Source organism: Shewanella litoralis (genome assembly GCF_009828585.1).
Classification (GTDB): Bacteria; Pseudomonadota; Gammaproteobacteria; order Enterobacterales; family Shewanellaceae; genus Shewanella; species Shewanella litoralis.
The window spans coordinates 97,698-120,023 of record NZ_WSRZ01000016.1 but is presented as its reverse complement, the minus strand read 5'-3'; the positions used below and the strand labels follow the sequence as shown (position 1 = coordinate 120,023).

18 protein-coding genes and 1 rRNA gene are annotated in these 22,326 nt (G+C 44.7%); 1 reads left to right on the top strand and 18 read right to left on the bottom strand.

Translation table 11 applies throughout. The annotated features are described in order from the left end of the window. The 3 genes from GQA99_RS13800 to GQA99_RS13790 all read right to left on the bottom strand — a co-directional run. Window positions 1-116: ribosomal RNA gene (locus GQA99_RS13800) — 16S ribosomal RNA — on the bottom strand; the annotation flags it as partial. Window positions 117-723: 607 nt separating this feature from the next. Further along, entirely contained in the window at window positions 724-3,444 is a 2,721-nt protein-coding gene (gene secA / locus GQA99_RS13795; RefSeq protein WP_160054530.1) for a preprotein translocase subunit SecA, read from the bottom strand. Between the two features lie 58 nt (window positions 3,445-3,502). Beyond that, window positions 3,503-4,402 carry a M23 family metallopeptidase gene (locus GQA99_RS13790; protein WP_160054528.1) on the bottom strand — a complete coding sequence of 300 codons (900 nt, stop codon included), beginning with the start codon at window positions 4,400-4,402 and terminating at the stop codon, window positions 3,503-3,505. Between the two features lie 27 nt (window positions 4,403-4,429). On the opposite strand from GQA99_RS13790, the gene GQA99_RS13785 reads away from it, so the two are divergent. After that, a complete protein-coding gene (locus GQA99_RS13785) occupies window positions 4,430-4,882 on the top strand; it encodes a DUF721 domain-containing protein (RefSeq protein ID WP_160054526.1) in 453 nt (150 codons plus the stop codon). A 3-nt stretch (window positions 4,883-4,885) separates the two neighbouring features. Here GQA99_RS13785 and lpxC read toward each other — a convergent pair whose 3' ends face one another. The 15 genes from lpxC to mraZ form a co-directional block, all read right to left on the bottom strand. Further along, a complete protein-coding gene (gene lpxC, locus GQA99_RS13780) occupies window positions 4,886-5,806 on the bottom strand; it encodes a UDP-3-O-acyl-N-acetylglucosamine deacetylase (RefSeq protein ID WP_160054524.1) in 921 nt (306 codons plus the stop codon). A gap of 211 nt (window positions 5,807-6,017) precedes the next feature. Continuing rightward, entirely contained in the window at window positions 6,018-7,184 is a 1,167-nt protein-coding gene (gene ftsZ, locus GQA99_RS13775; RefSeq protein WP_160054522.1) for a cell division protein FtsZ, read from the bottom strand. Window positions 7,185-7,210: 26 nt separating this feature from the next. Next, the gene (gene ftsA, locus GQA99_RS13770; RefSeq protein WP_101088499.1) at window positions 7,211-8,446 is read right to left on the bottom strand and encodes a cell division protein FtsA; all 1,236 of its coding nucleotides are present in this window, start codon (window positions 8,444-8,446) and stop codon (window positions 7,211-7,213) included. Beyond that, the gene (locus GQA99_RS13765) at window positions 8,443-9,213 is read right to left on the bottom strand and encodes a cell division protein FtsQ/DivIB (protein WP_160054520.1); all 771 of its coding nucleotides are present in this window, start codon (window positions 9,211-9,213) and stop codon (window positions 8,443-8,445) included. Before GQA99_RS13765 ends, ftsA begins: the two co-directional genes overlap by 4 nt. A gap of 112 nt (window positions 9,214-9,325) precedes the next feature. Continuing rightward, complete coding sequence (murC, locus tag GQA99_RS13760; protein ID WP_160054518.1) at window positions 9,326-10,792, bottom strand: UDP-N-acetylmuramate--L-alanine ligase; 1,467 nt, start codon at window positions 10,790-10,792, stop codon at window positions 9,326-9,328. Window position 10,793: 1 nt separating this feature from the next. Next, complete coding sequence (murG, locus tag GQA99_RS13755; protein WP_160054516.1) at window positions 10,794-11,897, bottom strand: undecaprenyldiphospho-muramoylpentapeptide beta-N-acetylglucosaminyltransferase; 1,104 nt, start codon at window positions 11,895-11,897, stop codon at window positions 10,794-10,796. Continuing rightward, window positions 11,897-13,111: a cell division protein FtsW gene (ftsW, locus tag GQA99_RS13750; RefSeq protein WP_160054534.1), complete on the bottom strand. Its 1,215-nt coding sequence runs from the start codon at window positions 13,109-13,111 to the stop codon at window positions 11,897-11,899. The genes murG and ftsW overlap by 1 nt, the downstream gene beginning before the upstream one ends. Continuing rightward, window positions 13,101-14,423 carry a UDP-N-acetylmuramoyl-L-alanine--D-glutamate ligase gene (gene murD / locus GQA99_RS13745; RefSeq protein WP_160054514.1) on the bottom strand — a complete coding sequence of 441 codons (1,323 nt, stop codon included), beginning with the start codon at window positions 14,421-14,423 and terminating at the stop codon, window positions 13,101-13,103. Before murD ends, ftsW begins: the two co-directional genes overlap by 11 nt. 21 nt (window positions 14,424-14,444) lie before the next feature. Next, window positions 14,445-15,527, bottom strand: coding sequence for a phospho-N-acetylmuramoyl-pentapeptide-transferase (gene mraY / locus GQA99_RS13740; protein WP_160054512.1), 1,083 nt, complete (start codon window positions 15,525-15,527; stop codon window positions 14,445-14,447). Beyond that, window positions 15,528-16,901 (bottom strand): UDP-N-acetylmuramoyl-tripeptide--D-alanyl-D-alanine ligase, encoded by a 1,374-nt coding sequence (locus tag GQA99_RS13735; RefSeq protein WP_160054510.1) that lies wholly within the window; start codon window positions 16,899-16,901, stop codon window positions 15,528-15,530. Continuing rightward, a complete protein-coding gene (murE, locus tag GQA99_RS13730; RefSeq protein WP_160054508.1) occupies window positions 16,898-18,391 on the bottom strand; it encodes a UDP-N-acetylmuramoyl-L-alanyl-D-glutamate--2,6-diaminopimelate ligase in 1,494 nt (497 codons plus the stop codon). The genes GQA99_RS13735 and murE overlap by 4 nt, the downstream gene beginning before the upstream one ends. Beyond that, on the bottom strand, window positions 18,375-20,123 hold the full coding sequence (locus GQA99_RS13725) for a penicillin-binding transpeptidase domain-containing protein (RefSeq protein ID WP_160054506.1): 1,749 nt from the start codon (window positions 20,121-20,123) through the stop codon (window positions 18,375-18,377). Before GQA99_RS13725 ends, murE begins: the two co-directional genes overlap by 17 nt. Before the next feature lie 11 nt (window positions 20,124-20,134). Beyond that, complete coding sequence (gene ftsL, locus GQA99_RS13720; RefSeq protein ID WP_160054504.1) at window positions 20,135-20,449, bottom strand: cell division protein FtsL; 315 nt, start codon at window positions 20,447-20,449, stop codon at window positions 20,135-20,137. 14 nt (window positions 20,450-20,463) lie between these two features. Then, window positions 20,464-21,405 (bottom strand): 16S rRNA (cytosine(1402)-N(4))-methyltransferase RsmH, encoded by a 942-nt coding sequence (rsmH, locus tag GQA99_RS13715; protein WP_160054502.1) that lies wholly within the window; start codon window positions 21,403-21,405, stop codon window positions 20,464-20,466. Window positions 21,406-21,429: 24 nt separating this feature from the next. Beyond that, window positions 21,430-21,888, bottom strand: a complete 459-nt coding sequence (mraZ, locus tag GQA99_RS13710; protein ID WP_160054500.1) for a division/cell wall cluster transcriptional repressor MraZ — start codon at window positions 21,886-21,888, stop codon at window positions 21,430-21,432. Between the last annotated feature and the right edge of the window lie 438 nt (window positions 21,889-22,326).

The window sequence follows — 22,326 nt, the reverse complement described above, 5'->3', positions numbered from 1 at the left end:
ACCCGTCCGCCGCTCGTCAGCAAAGTAAGCAAGCTTACTCTCTGTTACCGCTCGACTTGCATGTGTTAGGCCTGCCGCCAGCGTTCAATCTGAGCCATGATCAAACTCTTCAATTAAAGTTTTTTTGTTCGACTACGTCGAACGGCTCAATGAATTCTACTGTCATAATTCGCTTCGCTCAAAGAGCTCACAAATTACTCACTACATTGCTGTAGTTTCATATTACTATGAACATTCTCATCATTGAGTTTAAATTTTTTGATTGCCTACATTCCGAAGAACAAGAAGACAATTTCGAATAACCCAATACCTGTGAATGTCCACACAGATTACTTGATAAATTGTTAAAGAGCGTTGACCGTTTCAGTAGGTCAGGGCTGCGTATTCTACGCATTCCCTTTATGGCGTCAAGTGTTTTTTCAAACTTCTTTTGCCGTTATCTCTGCCACCTCAATGGCTTGATAACACTCACCGGCTTTTGCTTTCGCTGTCTGCCGTGTCAGTGGATGCGCATTATAGGCAGCTTAAGATTTAGTGCAAGCGCTTTTATGTAAAAAAACGATCTTTTTATGATCTTTTAGCACTTTGGGTACTTAACTACATGTTACTCACTATTTACCCCCAAAGTTATCCACAAATGGCTTATTCTATTGGGATTTAGTATTGCCTATAATAAAAAAAGGCAGCGTATATACGCTGCCTTTTAATTCGTGAAATGGAATATTAACTTAACTTTCCATGGCACTGTTTGTATTTTTGACCTGAACCACATGGACAAGGATCATTACGACCGACTTTTTCACCATCACGAATAACTGTGCGCGGTGTTTCTGGTGCTTGCTCTTCTGATCCAGTTAATGATTCTGCTGCTGCGTGTTGATAAGCGTGTTGTATTTTTGCTTCTTCATCACGGCGACGCTGTTCCATTTCATCAACATCAGATTGGGCTTGCACCTGAACTTTAGACAGTACGCTGATAACATCATTCTTTAATGATTCGAGCATTTGCTGGAATAATTCAAATGATTCACGCTTATATTCTTGTTTAGGGTTCTTTTGTGCATAACCACGTAAGTGAATACCCTGACGTAAATGATCCATTGCAGCTAGATGTTCTTTCCACAATCCATCTAACGTTTGCAGCATTACCGCTTTTTCAAATTGACGCAGCACTTGCGCACCGACCATTTGCTCTTTAGCTTGGTAGGCTTCAGTCCATGAACCGACTATACGTTCACGTAATGTTTCTTCGTGTAAGTCTTCTTCTTTATCTAGCCATTCTTGAATAGTGAGCTTTAGATTGAATTCATTACTTAGACGTTGTTCTAAACCTTGCACATCCCACAATTCTTCAAGTGATTGCGGTGGAATGTATTGATCGATAACCCCAGCAATAACATCTTGTTCGATGTTTTTAATGGTATCTTCAATACTTTCTGCGTCCATTAGCTCGTTACGTTGCGCGTAGACTACTTGACGTTGATCGTTAGCTACGTCGTCATATTCTAGAAGTTGTTTACGAATATCGAAGTTGCGAGCTTCTACTTTACGTTGAGCATTTTCAATTGCGCGCGACACCCATGGATGTTCAATTGCTTCGCCTTCTTCCATACCCAGTTTTTTCATCATGCCCGATACACGGTCTGATGCGAAGATACGCATTAAGCTATCTTCCATCGATAGGTAGAATCGCGATGAACCAGCATCACCTTGACGACCTGCACGACCACGTAACTGATTATCGATACGACGAGATTCGTGACGCTCTGTACCTAAGATGTGTAAACCACCTGCGGCAAGTACCTCGTCATGACGGATTTTCCAATCAGCTTTAATTTTAGCTTTTTGCTCTGCTGTTGGATTATCTAACGCTTCGATTTCCATGTTCCAGTTACCGCCTAATACGATATCTGTACCACGACCTGCCATGTTAGTTGCAATTGTCACTGCACCTAAACTACCCGCTTGGGCAACAATCTCAGCTTCTTTTTCATGGAATTTAGCATTCAATACGCTATGTGGAATTTTAGCCTTTTTCAATAATCCATTAAGCAATTCTGATTGTTCAATTGACACTGTACCAACCAATACCGGCTGCCCACGTTCACGACAGCTTTCGATGTCTTTGATAATAGCGGCGTATTTTTCAGCAGCGGTTAGATAGACCAAGTCGGCCATGTCGTTACGCACCATTGGACGGTTAGTTGGAACAACAACTGTGTCTAATCCATAGATATGTTGGAATTCGAATGCTTCTGTGTCTGCGGTACCAGTCATACCAGCCAGCTTTTCATACTGACGGAAGTAGTTCTGGAAAGTAATAGAGGCTAACGTTTGGTTTTCATTTTGGATATTTACACCTTCTTTCGCTTCAACAGCTTGGTGTAACCCTTCTGACCAACGGCGACCTGGCATGGTACGACCGGTATGCTCATCGACAATAATGACTTCATCGTCTTGTACAATATAGTCGACATCTTTTTCGAATAATGTATGTGCACGCAATGCTGCATTAACATGATGTAATAAAGAGATGTTAGTAGCTGAGTAAAGTGAATCGCCTTCGGCTAGCATGCCTTTTTCAATAAGCAGTAACTCGACTTTTTCTTGGCCACGTTCAGTTAAATGAACTTGCTTGCCTTTTTCGTCGATGCTGTAGTCGCCTTCACCAATTTCATCTTCGGTGTCTTCTTTATCTTGGCGAATTAAGCTTGGAATTAACAAGTTAATTTTAGTGTATAGCTCTGAGCTATCTTCAGCAGCACCAGAAATAATTAATGGTGTACGCGCTTCGTCAATTAAGATTGAATCGACTTCGTCAATTAGTGCGTAATGCAGCGGACGCTGAACTCGCTCTTGTGGCGAAAACGCCATGTTGTCACGAAGGTAGTCAAAACCAAACTCGTTGTTAGTACCATAGGTAATATCAGCGTTGTAAGCGGCTTTCTTTTCATGTTGACCTAAACCAGCAACGTTAATGCCTACTGTTAAGCCTAGAAATTCAAATAGTGGGCGGTTGTTTTCAGCATCACGACGCGCTAAGTAATCGTTTACGGTAATAACATGAACACCTTTACCTGATATTCCATTAAGGTATGCAGGTAATGTGGCCGTTAAGGTTTTACCTTCACCGGTTCTCATTTCAGCAATACGGTTACTGTCTAATACCATACCACCTAGTAACTGTACGTCGAAGTGGCGCATTTCAAATACACGCTTTGATGCTTCACGAACTACAGCAAAGGCTTCTGCCATGATGTCATCTAAGGTTTCACCGCCGTCAAGGCGCTTGCGAAACTCTTCTGTTTTGGCTCTTAATTCTTCATCAGATAGCTTTTCATAGTCAGCCTCTAATGCGTTAATTTGATTTACGATTTTGCCGAGGTTTTTCAGGGTGCGGTCGTTGCGACTTCCGAATACTTTTGTCAGTAGTTTGCCTAACATCTTAATCACTTATCTGTTGTAGGTTTGGCTCATTTGAGCGCATTAACCGTTAATATTATTAACTTGCTTTGCGGTATACGTACTTTTGTGGATCTATTTGCTGCTTACCGCGCAACACTTCGTAATGCACATGGGGGCCGGTTGACCGGCCTGTGCTTCCCATACTGGCAATTTTATCGCCTTTGGCAACGACGTCACCTACGTTTACTGACAGAGATTTATTATGACCATATCGAGTGCGAAGACCATTACCATGATCTATTTCGACTAACTCGCCATACCCAAGCATGCTTCCTGACCATGTTACAACGCCTGCTGCAGTTGCTGTAACATCCGCCCCTTCTTTACCGGCAAAATCAATACCTTTATGCATTGTTCGTCTACCGCTAAAAGGGTCATTTCGTAAACCATAGGGCGAAGATAACCAACCTTTATCGATTGGCCGCCCTGATATATAACGCTCTTCATCTATATGGAGATTAGATGCTACTGTTTCAAGTAGGGATAACTGAACATTATTATTATCAATTCTTGATGCCAACTTATTCATTTCATCGATAAGCTGACTTAATTCGACGCCATTACCTATTTCGCTTAATCCACCAATTCCGACTTCTGCTGAGAAATCAAATTGATCATCAAGGAGATTATTTTGCGCAACCTGCTGGCCAAGGGCTTCAAGTCGGGTAATTTTGGCTTGCATCTTCGCCACGTGAGCAACTAGTGCTGCTAATTGGGTTTCCGTTGCGGTTTTGAGATCAATCACTTGTTGCGTTTGCTGTTGACGTAATTGTTTGTTTTCGTCAACTTTAGCTTGTTGGCTAGCAAAGCGGTCTGTGTTGTATTGATATATTCCAGTGCCTGTGGCCATAAGAATAATAGGTAGGAGTAACCACCGTTTGCTGGGTTGCCAACGTGTTACGCCATTTCGACCTTGAATAAAAACTGTTACACTCATAGCCTAATTCAGCCATCTTATTATCATATGAAAAAGCCCCCTCAAGATCTCAGCAATTTAGTCCATTTGTCTGGGAGACTACCTGAACTTGCCGAGAAAGCAGAACTATTAAACAATCTGAATCACTACGTAAAACAGACATTAAATGGTCCTGTAGCAGAGCAGCTTAAAGTTGCTAATCTCCGCCAGGGTGTTCTTGTTATTGAAACTACATCTGCAGCATGGGCTGCAAGAATAAACTTTCAAAAGCAGAAGCTATTGCAACAGCTTCAAATTGACACGCTTCCGATGCTTACCGCTATTGAGGTAAAAGTCAATCCTGGGCTTGCATTAGTTAAACCACAAATTAGCACCAATCAAAACGTTATTAGTACCACTGCAGCACAACACATTGAAGCTTTAGCAGAACATGTCGATGGAACGCTAGGTGAAAAACTAAAACGGCTGGCTGCATTAGCCAGCCGTAATAGGCAATCTTAACGATTAAGCGTGCGCTAGCGCACCCGGAACCATGAAGCTGACGGGTACATCAGCCTCTTTGTCAAAGCTGACTAACTCCCATGCATCTTGCTGGGCAAGCAATGCACGCACGAGTTGGTTGTTTAACGCATGTCCGGTTTTATAAGCAACAAACTCGCCGACGATGGCATGACCTGCAACATACAAGTCACCAAATGCATCGAGAATTTTGTGCTTAACGAATTCGTCTTCATAACGCAGACCATCAGGGTTTAATACACGATATTCGTCAAGTACAACGGCATTTTCCATGCTGCCACCTAATGCAAGATTATTTGCACGTAGGTATTCAATATCACGCATAAAACCAAATGTTCTGGCACGACTAATGTCTTTTACAAACGCTGAAGTTGAAAAATCCATAATCATGTGTTGTTGGCTACGGGCAATTTCAGGGTGAGCAAAGTCAATTTTAAAATTAACCCTAAAGCCTTTAAACGGTTTTAGCTCAGCCCATTTATCACCGTCTTCAACACGCACTGGTTTGGTAATTTTGAGGTATTTTTTTGGCGCCGCTTGTTCTTTGATGCCTGCACTTTGCAGTAAGAACACAAACGGGCTTGCACTGCCATCCATGATCGGGATTTCTGGTGCATCGACTTCGATAATTGCATTATCGATACCTAAGCCGGCAAGTGCCGCAAACAAATGCTCAATTGTTGATATTCTGATACCTGCATCGTTTACTAAGGCTGTACACATAGTGGTTTCACGCACCATATCTGCCTTGGCTGGAATAGACACAGCTGGGCTTAGATCGGTACGCTTAAGTACAATCCCTGTATTTACTGGTGCGGGCATAATGCATAGAGTCACTTTATTGCCAGAATGTAATCCGACTCCAGTGCTCTTCACCATTTTTTGAACAGTTCTTTGAAAAATCATTCAGTAACCCGTAAATATCAATATTAAACAAATAGTTGCAAAAATAGCCTAAGACTATCATGCAGAGCTGGTACGACATGCTACCATAAGTTTGGATTTTCACAAAAAAATCACTAACCCAGTAGCAAATCCGTGAACCGGCTTGCAAAATACTCTTTATTACAACAGCGTACTCATTAATCACGCTAAAACATCACGTTTTATCCGAGTTTTAGTCAGCCTGCTTACGTAAAAATGCTGGAATATCGAGATAATCAGCATCTGGACGTTGAGAAGGTTGTTGCTGTGGTACCGCATTGCCTTTTGGCGCCGCATAGCTAGTTTGAGGCACAACCTCTTCAACTGGCTCTGGACGAGGCTCTATGGCAACTGGCTCTGGACGCGCAACTGGCTTAGACACTAATTGAATGTCTGGCTTTTTCTCTGCGCCGATACCGGTAGCAACAACAGTTACACGTAACTCGTCGCTCATTTCTGGATCAATCACCGCACCAACAACAACAGTCGCATTGTCTGATGCGTAAGCTTTAACGTGGTTACCCACGGTTTCTAGCTCTTCGATTGTAATGTCCATACCAGCGGTAATGTTTACCAATACGCCGCGCGCACCTGCTAGATCAATATCTTCAAGTAATGGGCTAGCCACTGCAGCTTCTGCAGCTTCTTCAGCGCGATCGTCACCACGTGCAACACCGGTGCCCATCATGGCATTACCCATTTCAGACATTACCGTTTTCACATCGGCGAAATCGACGTTGATTAGACCTGGACGAGTAATGAGCTCAGCAATACCTTGAACTGCGCCAAGAAGTACGTTGTTAGCTGCAGCGAATGCATCAAGCAATGAAGTACCACGGCCAAGCACTTTAAGCAGCTTTTCATTTGGGATCGTAATTAACGAATCCACGTGTTTAGCTAACTCGGCAATGCCCAGTTCTGCATAGGCCATACGCTTTTTACCTTCAAAAGGAAAAGGCTTGGTCACTACAGCAACAGTTAAAATGCCTTCTTCACGTGCAATTTCAGCAACAACAGGTGCGGCACCAGTACCCGTACCACCGCCCATACCGGCAGCGATAAAGATCATATCTGACCCTTTAATGGCTGCACGAATATTTTCGCGATCTTCTTCAGCTGCTTGACGACCCACATCTGGGTTTGCGCCAGCACCAAGACCTTTAGTCACATCACGTCCAAGCTGGATTGTAGAACCCGCGCTTGATTTACGTAATGCCTGCGCATCTGTATTTGTGACGATAAATTCAACACCTTCGATGCTGTGTTTTACCATATGTTCGACAGCGTTTCCGCCGCCACCACCGACGCCGATGACCTTAATCACCGCTTCGTCTGAATGAGTGTCCATGATCTCAAACATTGTCTGATCTCCGTATGTCTGCGTTATTAAAATTCACCTTTAAACCAACTTTTGACCCGATTCAAAAAGCTGGTAACCCCTTGACGCTCTGGTCGCTCGAACTGACGTTCGATAACTCGCCTAGCGCCATAATGAAGCAAGCCTATTCCTGTTGAGTAAATAGGTTGATCCACATATTCGTATAACCCTTTTACAGGCAACGGTGATGCCACACGAACTGGCATACCAAATGTTGCCTCGGCAATGTCAACTGCACCTGATATTGAGGACGTGCCTCCGGTGAGTACAATACCTGCTGCAATTTGATCTTCTAACCCACTGTCTTGCAGCTGTTTAAGCACGAGCTCAAACAATTCTTGATATCTTGGCTCAACCACTTCAGCCAATGTATGCCTGGACATACTGCGCGAAGGACGACCGCCTACTGACGGTACTTCAATGCTGTCTTCGCGACTCACCGTTGAACTTCTTGCGCTGGCAAATTGCACTTTAATTTGCTCGGCATGCGTTAACGGTGTTCTAAAAATTTTAGCGATATCACTGGTCACTTGATTACCCGCGACTGGGATAACCGCACAATGACGTAATGCGCCGTTGGTATATACAGCAATATCGGTCGTTCCACCACCAATATCGACGATACATACGCCTAAATCTTTCTCGTCGTTAGTCAGTACAGAGTCTGCTGATGCAATCCCTGAAAACACTAAGTCGTCGACTTTTAACCCACAACGTTCAACACTTTTGGTTATGTTTTTGGCCATATCATTGGCGCATGTCACGATGTGCGCTTTGGCTTCCATACGCATGCCAGACATACCAATAGGGCTTTTAATGCCATCTTGAACGTCGATTGAATACTCTTGCGGTAACACATGCAAAATACGGCGCTCTGTCGGTATTTTTACTGAGCGAGCGGTATGAATGACATTATCAACGTCTTCTTGAGTCACTTCTTCGTCGTTAATCGACACCATGCCGTTTTCGTTTTGACAAGCAATGTGTTTACCCGAAATACTTAAATACACTGACGACACTTGGCAATCAGCCATTAACTCTGCTTGATCTAATGCACGTTGCACACTGCGTACTATAGAGTCGAGATCGTTAACACCGCCCTTGTCCATACCGCGTGAAGGATGGTTACCTAAACCAATGACACTAATCTCACCATCAGGTAATACTTCACCAATGATCACTGCGACCTTGGATGTCCCTATATCTAGCCCCACGATGAGGTTTCTTTCCTGATTTTTGGTCATTTATTGTCGACTCTCTGTTTTGAATCACCCCAGCCTACTGCAAACCCGGTATCGTAACGTAAATCAACGGTTGCAACTGGTTTATTACTTTGCTTCAACGTCGGATACACATTAATAAAGCGTTGTATCCGTGACATTTTATCTTCTCGCCCGAGCTCAATTTCAATCCCGTTGGCTAATACTGCATGCCAAGCATGACGAGGACTTAAACGTAAATTGACTAAGGTGAAGCCATTTATTGTTAGTAAATCATTTAACTGTTGAAAACTGGTTAACACCTCTTGCTCGGTTCCTTCTGGACCTGATAAGAGTGGTAAACTGGTGTGTTCAGCATGCGCAAGCGCTTCAAACACCTCACCATTTACATTCAACCACGCGGTGTTATTCCAATGTGCCACTGCTTGTTGCTCTTGCAGAGTCACTTTAAATTTTGCCGGCCATTCTCGTCTTACTGAAGCATGATAAACCCACGGTAAGGCTTCTAATGCTTTTTGCACGTCAAGTACATCTGCGCTAAAAAAACTATTTTGCATTAACGATTGCAGCGCATTTTTAATCTCGTCATCGGTGGTGTAAAGCCTCTCACCTTTAATGGCTACCGCCTCAATGGGCAGAGCATCTGCATCATTAAGCAGGTTGTGAAGCTGTATTCCCCCCCAAACAACTGTGCCGAGCACACATAGTAAAAACAGTAAGCCAGTGCAAAAATACCAATTTACACGTGCTAGATTCTGTTTTAATTGGCGCCCTTTATCGCTCCACGACACCTTAAATCCGCCTCTGACGTTGTTCCGGGGTTAGCCCCAAAAGATCGGCCATTATATCGACCATTCCTTTAGGATTAAAGCTCGATTTTTCAACACAATAATTGACGAAAAATCAATCATTTCCTTGTTCTTCTTGCTGAACTTTAAAGCCTAACTCGCTAAGGGCTAATTCTTTCGATAATGCCCCGATATTGCCTGCACCTTGAGTAAAAAATAAATCGCCGTTCTGTAATACATCTGGCAAGACTGCGGCTAATTGATCTGGGCTGGCAACAAAAATAGGATCAATTTGCCCACGTAAACGAATTGAACGACACAACGCTCGTCCATCGGCACCAGGAATAGGCGCTTCACCTGCGGCATAAACATCAAGTAGCAATAAACAATCGACTTGCGACAACACATCGACAAAGTCTTCATATAAATCACGTGTGCGACTATAACGATGCGGTTGATACGCCATAACGAGGCGTTTATCTGGCCAACCTGCACGCGCAGCTTTAATCGTTGCCAGCACTTCACTAGGGTGATGACCATAATCGTCGACTAACATGACATTACCGTTAGGAGTCGCAAATTCACCTAGGTGCTGGAATCGACGGCCAATGCCTTCAAACTCTGCTAACGCTTGTACAATCGCGTTGTCATCTATGTCGTCTTCACTCGCAACGGCTATCGCGGCTAACGCATTTAACACGTTATGCTGTCCAGGTAGATTTAAGACAATGTCTAAATCATCCTTATTATGGCGCTTCACAGTAAAGCTTGATTGATGGCCGTTTTGGGCAAAATTAATCGCTTGCACATCGGCATCGTCACTAAAACCATATGTCACTACCTGGCGACCAATACGCGGCATAATTTCACGGATGACATCGTCGTCAATACACATAACGGCCACACCATAAAACGGCAAGTTATGTAAAAAATCGACGAAGGTGGTTTTTAACTTTTCAAAGTCGCCACCATAAGTGTCCATGTGATCCGCTTCGATATTGGTGATCACACTGACCATTGGCTGCAAGTGCAAAAAGCTGGCATCGCTTTCATCCGCTTCGGCAATCAAATAACGGCTTGTGCCTAAACGTGCATTGGTGCCTGCGCTGTTGAGCAGTCCACCAATCACAAACGTTGGATCACGCTCTGCCTGACCATACACACTGGCAATTAAACTGGTGGTTGTGGTTTTACCGTGAGTGCCAGCAATAGCTACACCATGACGATAACGCATCAGCTCTGCCAGCATTTCAGCACGGCGAACAATCGGAATACGTAATTCTTTTGCAGCAATAATCTCAGGGTTTTGCGGGTTAATTGCGGTAGACACCACCACCACATCAACTTGCTCAACACTTTGGGCCTGATGGCCAATAATGATTTTTGCACCCAAGCTTTGTAGGCGTTCTGTTACGCTATTAACCGCAATGTCAGAACCACTGATTTGATAGCCTTCATTGACTAACACTTCGGCAATACCACCCATGCCAGCACCACCGATGCCAACAAAATGAATGCGCTTGATCCGTCTCATTTCAGGGATCATGCTACGAAGTTGTGCGTATCTTTCTGTCTTTGTCATTTCAACCCTTTGTTGCAACTGAGGCACAAATATCTGCTACTCGTTGAGTGGCATCTAACACTGCAACGCCTCGTGCTTTTCGGCCCATTTGGGCGAGTTCTTCTCTATGTTCGGCAAACAACTGCAATTTTTCAGCAAGGTTGTCTGCATTTAAAATCGTTTGCGGCAATAAAAAGCCTGCACCAGCATCAACCAACACTGACGCATTTACGGTTTGATGATCGTCTACTGCATGTGGATAAGGCACCAAAATACTTGGGAGCCCTACTGCGGCGAGTTCAGATACGGTTAACGCACCTGAGCGACAAACAACCACATCTGCCCAACGATAAGCGGCTTCCATATCATCAATAAATTCAGCCACATTAACCGTGTCTAATTGGCCTAATTGCTGATAACTGGCTTTAACAGCAGTGTGGTTATTTTTACCCACCTGATGCCATACTGTAATCGAATGATGTTTACTTAAATGAGCGACAACGGCTGGCATCACATCATTAAGCACTTTGGCACCTAAACTGCCACCGACCACTAATATTCTTAACGCATCGACCTGGGCTGTTTTGGTTTGCTCGCCTAATGCGATAAGTTCTTGGCGAATAGGATTACCAACAACTTCCACATTCGCGACGTTACTACCAAAAGTATTCGGAAACGCACACAATACTTTTTTAGCAATTTTAGACAGCAATTTATTGGTCATTCCTGGGATGGCATTTTGCTCATGCAACACCACTGGGACACCCGATAACTTACCCGCTACACCGCCTGGGCCGCTGGCAAAGCCACCCATGCCTAAAATGACATTCGGTTTAAAATCATCTATCACGGCTTTAGCTTGAATAATCGAGCGCACTATTTTAAATGGTGCGGCTAATTTTCGAATAAGGCCATTGCCGCGAACACCTTTAATATCAATAAACTCAATATCAAAGCCGTGCTGAGGCACTAAACGCGCCTCCATTCGGTCAGCCGTGCCTAACCAACGCACTTGCCAGCCTTTTTCAGCCAAATATTTCGCTACTGCCAGAGCAGGAAATACATGCCCGCCAGTGCCGCCTGCCATCACCAAAATACGTGGAGAACGACTCACATTGCTATTCATTAACTTGTTCTCCCTTGGACGGCTTGCACCAAACTCAGTCGGCGCTCGTAATCAATTCTGACCAGTAACATCACCGCAGCGGTCATGACCCATAAACTACTGCCGCCATAACTAATAAAGGGCAGTGTTAACCCTTTAGTTGGCAGCATACCAATACTGGCGCCCACGTTAACGACGGTTTGGAAACACACCCAAATCCCGACGCCATATGCCACGTAGCTTTCAAATGGACGCTGCATCTTTAAACACAAGTTGCCTAATCTAATCGCCCGGATAGCCACAAAAAATAACGCCAGCAACACCATAATGATGCCAACAAAACCGAGCTCTTCACCTATCACGGCAAAAATAAAGTCGGTATGTGCCTCAGGTAAATAAGCTAACTTCTGAATACTGTTACCTAAACCTTGGCCAAACCAATCACCACGGCCATATGCCATTAATGATTGTGTTAACTGATAACCACTGCCAAATGGGTCTTCCCATGGGTCCATAAACGAGGTGACTCGTCGCATACGGTATGGCTCAAACAATACCAGCAGCACAAATGTGATGACCCCTAACAAAATCAACGCCATAAAGTCGATGATTCTAGCGCCGGCTAAAAACAATAAACTTACCGTACACACGAACAATACCACCACGGTACCCAGGTCAGGCTGCAATAGAATTAACAATGCAAATAAACCATATACACCAATAGGTTTAATAAAACCTTTGCGGTTTTCTCGTAACTCCCCATGACGCCTAACCAAATAGCCGGCCATGTAAACAATAAACACAAACTTGGCCATTTCAGCGACTTGAATACGTATTGGCCCGATAGACAACCAACGCCTTGCGCCGTTTACCGAGGTACCAATAAACAATACTGCGATAAGCAGTACTAATACGCCTAGCATCAGCATGCCACTGTTTTTTTCCCAGTAACTGACATCAAACTTCAGCACAAAAAACGCAATCACCACACAGCCAACTAAATACAACACATGGCGGTACATAAAATAAAATGGATCGCCTGTTAGCTTTGTGGCTTCCGGCATCGAGGCCGACATTACCATGACAAAACCAAAACACATCAAGCCAATAATCGCCACTAAAAAACTGCGGTCATACAGCGGCATTCCTGGCGCACTGTTGTCAGACAACAATGACGGTAAAGCCCAATTCAAGCCTTGTTTAAACAAGCTGAGTTGTTGCTCGTTACTCGCCATCGGGTAACGACTCCACACATTGTTTAAAGTCATCGCCACGAGCCATAAAACTCTTATACATATCTAAACTGGCACACGCAGGCGACAGTAAAACGATATCGCCAGACGATGCTAATTCTGCCGCTTTTGCTACCGCTTCAGCCATACTATTTACGGCTATTGAATCGGCTTTTAACTTGGCAATTTTAGGTCCATCACGGCCTAACGTAATCAGCTGAGTAATGTTGGCCAGCGGTTCAGTAAGCGGACTGAAATCACTGCCTTTACCGTCACCGCCAGCAATTAAATACAAATCACCCAGGTGCGAATTTAATCCTTCAAGTGCAGCTACCGTTGCACCTACGTTTGTCGCTTTTGAGTCGTTGATATACGACACACCTTGTTTTACGCCAACCAGTTCACAGCGATGACTTAAGCCCACAAAATGCTTCGCGACATCAACCATTGACTCTTTGTCGACACCACAGGCATAGGCTAACGCCATTGCCGCAAGTAAGTTAGCGTGGTTATGGCTACCAATAAGTGTGACTTCATTTAAGTTAACGATTTCACTGTCGCCATGGAAAATCTTGCCATCACTTAATCCCCATGCATCGCCTTCTGGTACGCCAAGGCAAAAATGATTTTGGTTCATTGGCTCTAATGGATAGGTAAGCTCATCGTCGAGGTTGTACATCACAAAACGGCTTTGCGGGTATAGACGTAATTTGGCTTCGCGGTACGAGTTTAAGTCACTGTAGCGATCCATATGATCTTCACTAATGTTCAAACAGGTCGCGGCAATACAATTTAATGAATGCGTGGTTTCCAGCTGAAAACTTGATAGCTCGAGCACATAAAACTCAGCATCCTGGCAGAGTAAATCCAATGCAGGCGTACCGATATTGCCGCCAATAGCCACCGACATACCGGCTTTTTGCAGCATTTCGTAAACCAATGTAGTCACGGTAGATTTACCGTTTGAGCCGGTAATACCAACAACACAAGGTTTGCGATCGGCAATTTCACGAGCAAATAACTCTACGTCGCCAATGACTTCAATACCCATGTCCAGTGCTGCGCGAACTTCTGGTGTATCAATAGGTACACCAGGGCTGATAATAATCTGACTCGCCTGCACTAAATAACGACAATCAAACCCGCCCGCTATCAATTCAATATCAGCAAACTCTTGTGCCAGTGCCTCAGCCCCTGGAGGATTACGACGACTGTCCATCACCAAAGGCTTTATGCCTTTAGTTACTAAAAAACGCACGACCGAAAGCCCAGTAGCTCCCAAGCCTAAAACAATGTGCGTGTACTTAGATTGCATAATATCTACCTTAATGATTGCTTAGCGTAGTTTTAGAGTCGCAAGACCCAATAACACTAAAAACAACGAGATAATCCAAAAGCGCACAATAACACGTGGCTCTGGCCATCCTTTTAACTCATAGTGATGATGAATAGGCGCCATACGGAAAATACGCTGACCGCGCAACTTGTACGAACCCACCTGTAAGATCACCGACACGGTTTCCATTACAAATACGCCGCCCATAATCACTAACAAAATTTCTTGGCGAACCAGAATAGCAATAACACCTAATGCTGCCCCTAATGCCAATGACCCAACATCACCCATAAAGACTTGTGCTGGGTATGTGTTAAACCACAAAAAGCCTAAGCCAGCACCGACCATCGCGGTACACACAATCACCAGTTCACCGGCTAACGGTAAATGTGGTAGATGCAAGTAACTGGCAAATTGTGCATGACCAGATAAATAAGCAATTAGCGCAAATGCTGCTGCCACCATAACCGTTGGCATAATCGCCAAACCATCTAAACCATCGGTTAAGTTCACCGCATTACTCGCGCCCACAATGGTGAAGTAAGCCAATACAATAAACATCAACCCAAGTTGTGGCATCACGTCTTTAAAAAACGGCACAACTAACTGCGTTTCACCGCCCATGGTTGACGAGCTGTATAAAAACACGGCCACGATGATTGCAGCTATAGATTGCAATGCATATTTCCAACGAGCGATAAGGCCTTTAGAGTCCTTTTTAACCACTTTGCGATAATCGTCAATAAAGCCAATCGCACCAAAACTGCCTAACACAAACAGCGTGACTAATACGTAGCGATTCGATAAATCACCCCATAGCAACACACTGATAAAAATACCTGCAAGGATCAGGATCCCACCCATTGTTGGGGTACCACGCTTGCTGAAATGCGATTCTGGACCGTCATCACGTACAACCTGACCAATTTGCAGCATTTGCAGACGCTTAATTAAAATCGGTCCCCACCACAAACTAAACACCAATGCAGTCAACAAGCCTAAAATAGCCCGGAACGTTACATATGAAAAAACGTTAAACCCGCTATAAAATTGGGTTAAATACTCGGCTAGATAAACCAGCATCTACACTAACTCCCCACGCCCATAGGCATTCAATAAACTGTCGACAACCCGCTCCATAGCAGCGCTGCGAGAACCTTTAACTAAAATAGTCACATTGCCTTCAACATCTTTGAGGTGTTGTTGTAATGCGACAATCAATTTGTCTTGTGCTGAAAAATGCTCGCTACCAAATGCCTCACTGGTATGGCCCGAAAGTTGGCCGCAACAGAATAAACCCTCTATTGCTGCATTTTTCGCCTGCAATCCAACGCTGGCGTGCAAAGGGGCAGCATTGTCGCCTAATTCGCCCAAATCTCCCAGCACTAAACAACGATAACCATCACGTTGTTGCAACCAATTGATTGCAGCACTGACTGAAGTGGGATTTGCGTTATAACTGTCATCAATTAACAGCATGCGGCCGAGCTTATGCGGTTGCATGCGCCCTTTAACCGGTTGCAGTAATGCAAACCCTTTTGCGATTACCGATAACGGAATATTGAGTGCTAGGCACATAGACGCAGCAGCAAGTGCATTACTGACTTGGTGTAATCCCGCCAGAGGCAATTGCACTGCGACTTGCTGGCCATTGAAGGTCAACATAAACTGGCAACAGCCATTAGCGTCGGCTTCGATATCAATGGCTTTAACATCAGCATCAACGCCTGCCCGACACGAAAAACGCAACTGTTTGTGGCCTTGCGAGCGTTGCATCATATAAGGGGCATATTTATCATCAGCATTAATAATCGCAGTGCCATTGTTAGCCAGATGATTAAAAATTTCTGATTTGGCTTCGGCCACACCCTCAAGCGAACCAAAGCCTTCTAGATGTGCACTGCCGATATTATTCACTAATGCCACTTGCGGTTGCACTAATGAAGAGGTGTAATCGATTTCACCACGGTGATTGGCACCTAACTCAAACACGCCATATTCATCGCCTTGAGTTAAACGCAGCAGTGTTAACGGTACGCCGATTTCATTATTGAAATTACCCGCGGTAAATAACACCTGGTGTTGTTGCGATAAAATAGTCGCCACCATTTCTTTCACGCTGGTTTTACCGTTAGAACCCGTCAACGCTATGCTGATTGGGTTAACGTGTTGACGCACAAGTGCGCCAATGTTGCCCATGGCTTTTTGAGTATCGGCAACCACAATTTGCGCAACATCAAACGGCAGAACACGATCAACCAACAATGCCGCAGCGCCATTATCGATGGCCGTTTTGGCAAAATCATGACCATCGAAACGCTCACCTTTTAACGCAACAAATAAACACTTTGTGTCTATCTTACGGCTATCGGTACTCACCGCTGAGATAGCTTGATCTTTACCGTGCAATTGACCTTGTAAGTGCTCAGCGAGTTGAGCAAGCGATAAACTAATCATACTGCGTCCTTAGACAAAGCGAGTGCTAAAGCGCGTTCATCATAATCGATGCGTTTGCCTGCAACTTCTTGATAGGTTTCATGCCCTTTACCTGCAAGCAATACAATGTCATCTGCTTGTGCTAATGCTGCAACACGGGTAATTGCTTCAATACGGTCAACATGTGTTAGCACATTATTGGGTTGGCTGATGCCTTGTAAAATATCGTTGATAATAGTTTGAGGGTCTTCACTACGCGCATTGTCACTAGTGATCATCACTTTGTCTGCATATTGCTCAGCGGCTTGCGCCATTAATGGTCGTTTACCTTTGTCGCGATCACCGCCGCAACCAAACACGCACCACAAGGTGCCTTGGCAGTGTACGCGCAATGCTTTAAGTGCTTGCTCAATGGCATCTGGCGTATGTGCATAATCAACCACCAGAGTAGCTTTATTCGCAGCAGAAAAACGCTCCATTCTACCGGCAACAGGGACTAAATTTGGCATCACCGCGAGCATGGCGGTCATCGACATGCCTTGCAAATACAGCGCTGCAATGGCTGCGACTACATTTGATAAATTAAACGCGCCCAATAATGGTGATTCAATGTGGGCCGACAAGCTGCTCTGGCCATTTAATGCAGGGTAATGCAACACAGCGCTCACACCTGCATCATGGTATTGCACCTCGGTACAATAAAAGTCGGCACCAGTATTGCCTTGAGTACTGAACGACTTAATCTGACGATTAGCGAGCTCAGCAAACCATTTGGTACCAGTGGCGTCATCGATGTTAATGACACCGTGTTTTAGGCTCGGAAAATGAAATAAGCGCTTTTTAGCGGCGGCATAAGCATCCATATCACCATGATAATCAAGATGATCGCGGCTTAAATTAGTAAAAATAGCCGTTTCAAAGGGGGCGGCCTCTACACGGCCTTGCACTAAACCATGGCTAGACACTTCCATGGCGCACACTTTTACCCCTTGAGTATTAAACTCGGCTAATTGCTTCATGATGGTAATGGCATCTGCCGTTGTATTACCGCTGTCGACTAATTGTCCCCAAATGCCATTACCTAACGTGCCCATAACGGCCGCTGGGTGTCCGAGCAAATTCACGATTTGTGCAATGATTTGGCTAACAGAGGTTTTGCCGTTAGTGCCAGTTACGCCAATTAATGCTAATGAATGGGTATGAGTTGCATAAAATTGGGCAGCAACGGCAGACAGCTGTCGAGACAGTTGGAAAAAATACACCAACGGCACTTGGTATTGCTGTAAATCGACCAAGCCGTGCTGATCAGGATTATCAGTATGAATCAATATTGCCGCTGCGCCGGCAGCAATAGCTTGCGGAATGTACTCGCGACCATCGACTTTATAACCAGGCAGAGCAACAAATAACCCTCCTTGGCTGACGCTGCGGCTGTCTAGCGTTAAGTCGTTAATCGACTCTGAGCCAGCATAATGAAACCACGGTGCTAATAAATCATTTAATAACATCATGCTGCGCTCCTTGTGCAGTGGCTAAATGAATAGCCTCTCGCTCTGAAATTGGCTCAACATTCAGCATTTGCAATGCCCCAGACATAATCTTGGCAAAAGCAGGCCCTGCGACATCGCCGCCGTAATATTTGTCGCCTTTCGGCTCGTTAATCACCACCGAAATCGCTAGACGAGGATTATGAACCGGCGCAACACCGGCAAATAAGCCAACATAATCATCGCCATAACCTCCTGCAACGGCTTTACGGCTGGTACCGGTTTTACCCGCCACCGGATAACCGTCAATATGAGCCTGTCTCGCGGTGCCGCCCAGTTCGGTCACGCCCACAAGCATTTGCATGACATCTTTAGCCACTTGAGTAGAAATAACTTGCTCGCCTTTAGGGGCTTGCTTGAGTTTTAAAATCGAAACGGGATACAACACACCGCCGCTGCCTAACGTGGCGTACATACGTGCAATTTGTAGAGGCGTCGCGGTAAAGCCATATCCAAATGATAGGGTGGCGCGTTCAAAGTCAGACCAGCGATTACGGTCATGAATCAGCCCAGCGCTTTCGCCAGTTAAATTGATGCCAGAATAATTACCCAGCCCCATTGATTGATATGTGCCCAATAATTGTTGTACCGGCATTGATAATGCCAGCTTACTGATGCCAACGTTACTTGATTTAACCAGGATTTTTGCCAGCGACATGTCACCATAATTGTTAGAGTCGCGCACCTGGCGACCACCAATACGCATCCAGCCTGGCGAGGTTTGAATCAGTTCATTCGCCTTCACCGTGCCCGCTTCTAACGCCGCTGCAACCACAAACGGTTTTACAGTTGAGCCTGGCTCAAAGGTGTCGGTTAATGCGCGATTACGCATGCGGTGAGTTTGTAAATTGTCACGAGAATTAGGGTTATAAGATGGCGTATTGGCCATAGCTAACACTTCACCGGTGTGCACGTCTATCACCACCACAGAACCTGATGTAGCCTGGTACATTTCAGTGGCGCGTTTGAGTTCACGGTACGCCAATTGCTGAATACGTTGGTCAATACTGAGCACAAGGTCGTTCGAGCTTTCGCCCTCTTGCACCATATCTAAACGCTCAACCACACTACCGTCGCGCGACTTGCGTACTTTCTGTTTTGAAGGGGTGCCGGTCAGCCAGGTGTTATAGGTATTTTCGATACCTTCAATACCCACGTCATCGATATTCGTAATACCGATTAACTGAGCAGCAATTTCACCACTAGGATAATAACGACGTGATTCTGATTTAAGATAAATCCCGCCAATTTTAAGCTGTTCAATGTAATCAGCTACGGCGGGAGTCACTTGGCGTTTTAAGTAAACGAAACGTTTTTTGGGATTACCTTTTACTTTGCGAACCAGTTCATCAACAGGCTCTTGCAATACATCGGCTAGGGCTTGCCAACGACGCATGTCTTTAAACGCCTTTTGATCATGAGCATGTTTAGGATCTGCCCACACGGCACGCACAGGAACACTGACAGCAAGCATATCGCCATTACGATCGGTAATTAAACCACGCTGCACCTGATTACTGGTGGTGCGTAAGGTGCGCATATCGCTTTCATGGCGAAGTTTGTCAGGCTCAATAATTTGAATATAAGCCGCACGAGCAATCAGGCTGCAAAATAACAACAACACGAAGCCCACCACAACGTATAAACGCCATGGGATCAGTTCGTGATTTAATTTTCGCTTTGCTTGTCTTGCCATAATCCCTATGCTCACTGAACTCGGATGATGATTTCTTCCTTCGGAAGCGGCCGCGCCATATTGAGTTCTTTTGTTGCCATTCGCGTCACACGGCTGTGTTCAGACTGCGATTGCTCTTCTAATAATAAGTTGCGCCATTCAATATCTAAACGGTCTTGCTCTTGCAGTAAGTGATCCCACTGCGAGGTCAACTGTCGTGTCACATGGCTGGTATACACCACCACAATGCCATTAGAGACGACCAACATCCCCAGCAATACAATCCACTTGTGACGCCAGAGATCTTGCAACACAATGCGAGGTAAACTTAATGGCGATTGGCTCACATTACCCTCAAAAACTAATAATCTAAGCGCTCAGCAACTCGTAAAACCGAGCTGCGTGCACGAGGATTTTGTTCTAATTCTGCATCAGAAGGCTTTAGTGCCTTGCTAACCGCCTTTAATTTACGCGATTTATTAAGCTCTGCTTCCATAATAGGCAATCCATATGGCACGCTCTCAGCTTGGCTGTGACGGCGAATAAAACGCTTTACCATACGGTCTTCTAATGAGTGAAAACTTATCACTGACAAGCGGCCTTGTGGCGCTAATACGGTTAATGCACCTTCAAGTGCTTGATCTATCTGCTCTAACTCACTATTGATATAAATACGAATCGCCTGAAACACGCGTGTTGCAGGGTGCTTATTGCGTTCTTTATTTTTAGTGATACGTGCAATTAAATCGGCTAAATCTTTAGTGCGTAAAAACGGTGTTTTTTCACGGTCTGCGGCAATACAACGGGCAATATGACGAGCGTTTTTCTCTTCGCCATAGGTTTTAAATACCCATGCCATGTCTTCAATTTCAGCACGTGCAATCCATTGAGCAGCCGTTTGCCCCTGACTGTTGTCCATGCGCATGTCTAATGGTCCGTCACGTAAAAAGCTAAATCCACGTTCGGCATCATCTAACTGTGGTGACGACACGCCTAAATCGAGTAACACACCATTAATTTTACCGGTCAGCCCTAACTCTTCGACGTATTGCGCTAATTGACCAAAACCGCCATGCACTATCTGAAAGCGCGGATCATCAGCAAATTGCTTTGCAGCCTCAATGGCCTGCGGATCGCGATCAATGGCAATTAAGCGACCATTTTCACCCAAATGGCTCAGCACATGACGAGAATGTCCACCACGACCAAACGTGCCATCAATATAGATGCCATCACGTTGGATATTGAGACCATCAACGGTCTCATTCAGTAATACAGATAAATGGGCAAACTCTTGGCTCATTGTGTTCTTCTAACCTTTTGGTCTCTACAGTGAAAAGTGTGCCAGGCGTTCATTGCTGGCGAGATCTTGGCTGTGGATGAGTGTATTACCGTCATCCATCTGTTGCTGCCAAGCTGACTCTTCCCATAGTTCAAATTTATTCAGTAAGCCCACCAGCATGGTTTTCTTTTCTAAGCTGGCAAAACTTCGTAAAGCCGGCGGAATCACAATACGTCCGTGGCTGTCTAGTTCACAATCTTGGGCGTGACCTAGCAATTTTCGTTTAAAGGAACGTTCAAGTGGCACTGTATCTGAGAGTAATTTCAGCTTTGCTTCAATCAGCTCCCATTCATGCAATGGATAAATCAACAAACAGGCGGATTCAATATCAACAGTGATAATCACAGTACCGGCATGCTCTACACGCAACGCATCACGGTATCTCGCAGGAATTGCGATCCGTCCTTTAGCGTCCATGTTAATTGCACTGGCACCCCGAAACACCCTATGACACCTCTTTTGTTAGCATTTGATCCACAATGATCCACTTTTTCCCACAAATGCTAAGTTTAGGGACTCTATGCAAGTGTTGTCAAGGGATGGACAGATATATTAAATCCAGACCCCAAGCGGGTTAGCAGCAAATTAATCTCAAACAGGATGAATGGCAAAGCCAGCGGTTAAAAACAGCTTAAAATCAGGGTAAATGAGTTAAACCAGACACATAACGGTCATTTTATCGACGAAAATCAAGGGCGATCTTTATATCAACACAGTCTAATGATGTAAATACTCCACCTTTTGATTGAATTATTTCCTCTGTAGAGGCGCATTAATCAAAATTAAAACTCACAAATTGTCGATCTTGATCATTAAATAGTGTTAAAAAAGCACTCACGTCTTCATTTGCACGGCAGCTCTTAATGCTCAATGGTCATAGAT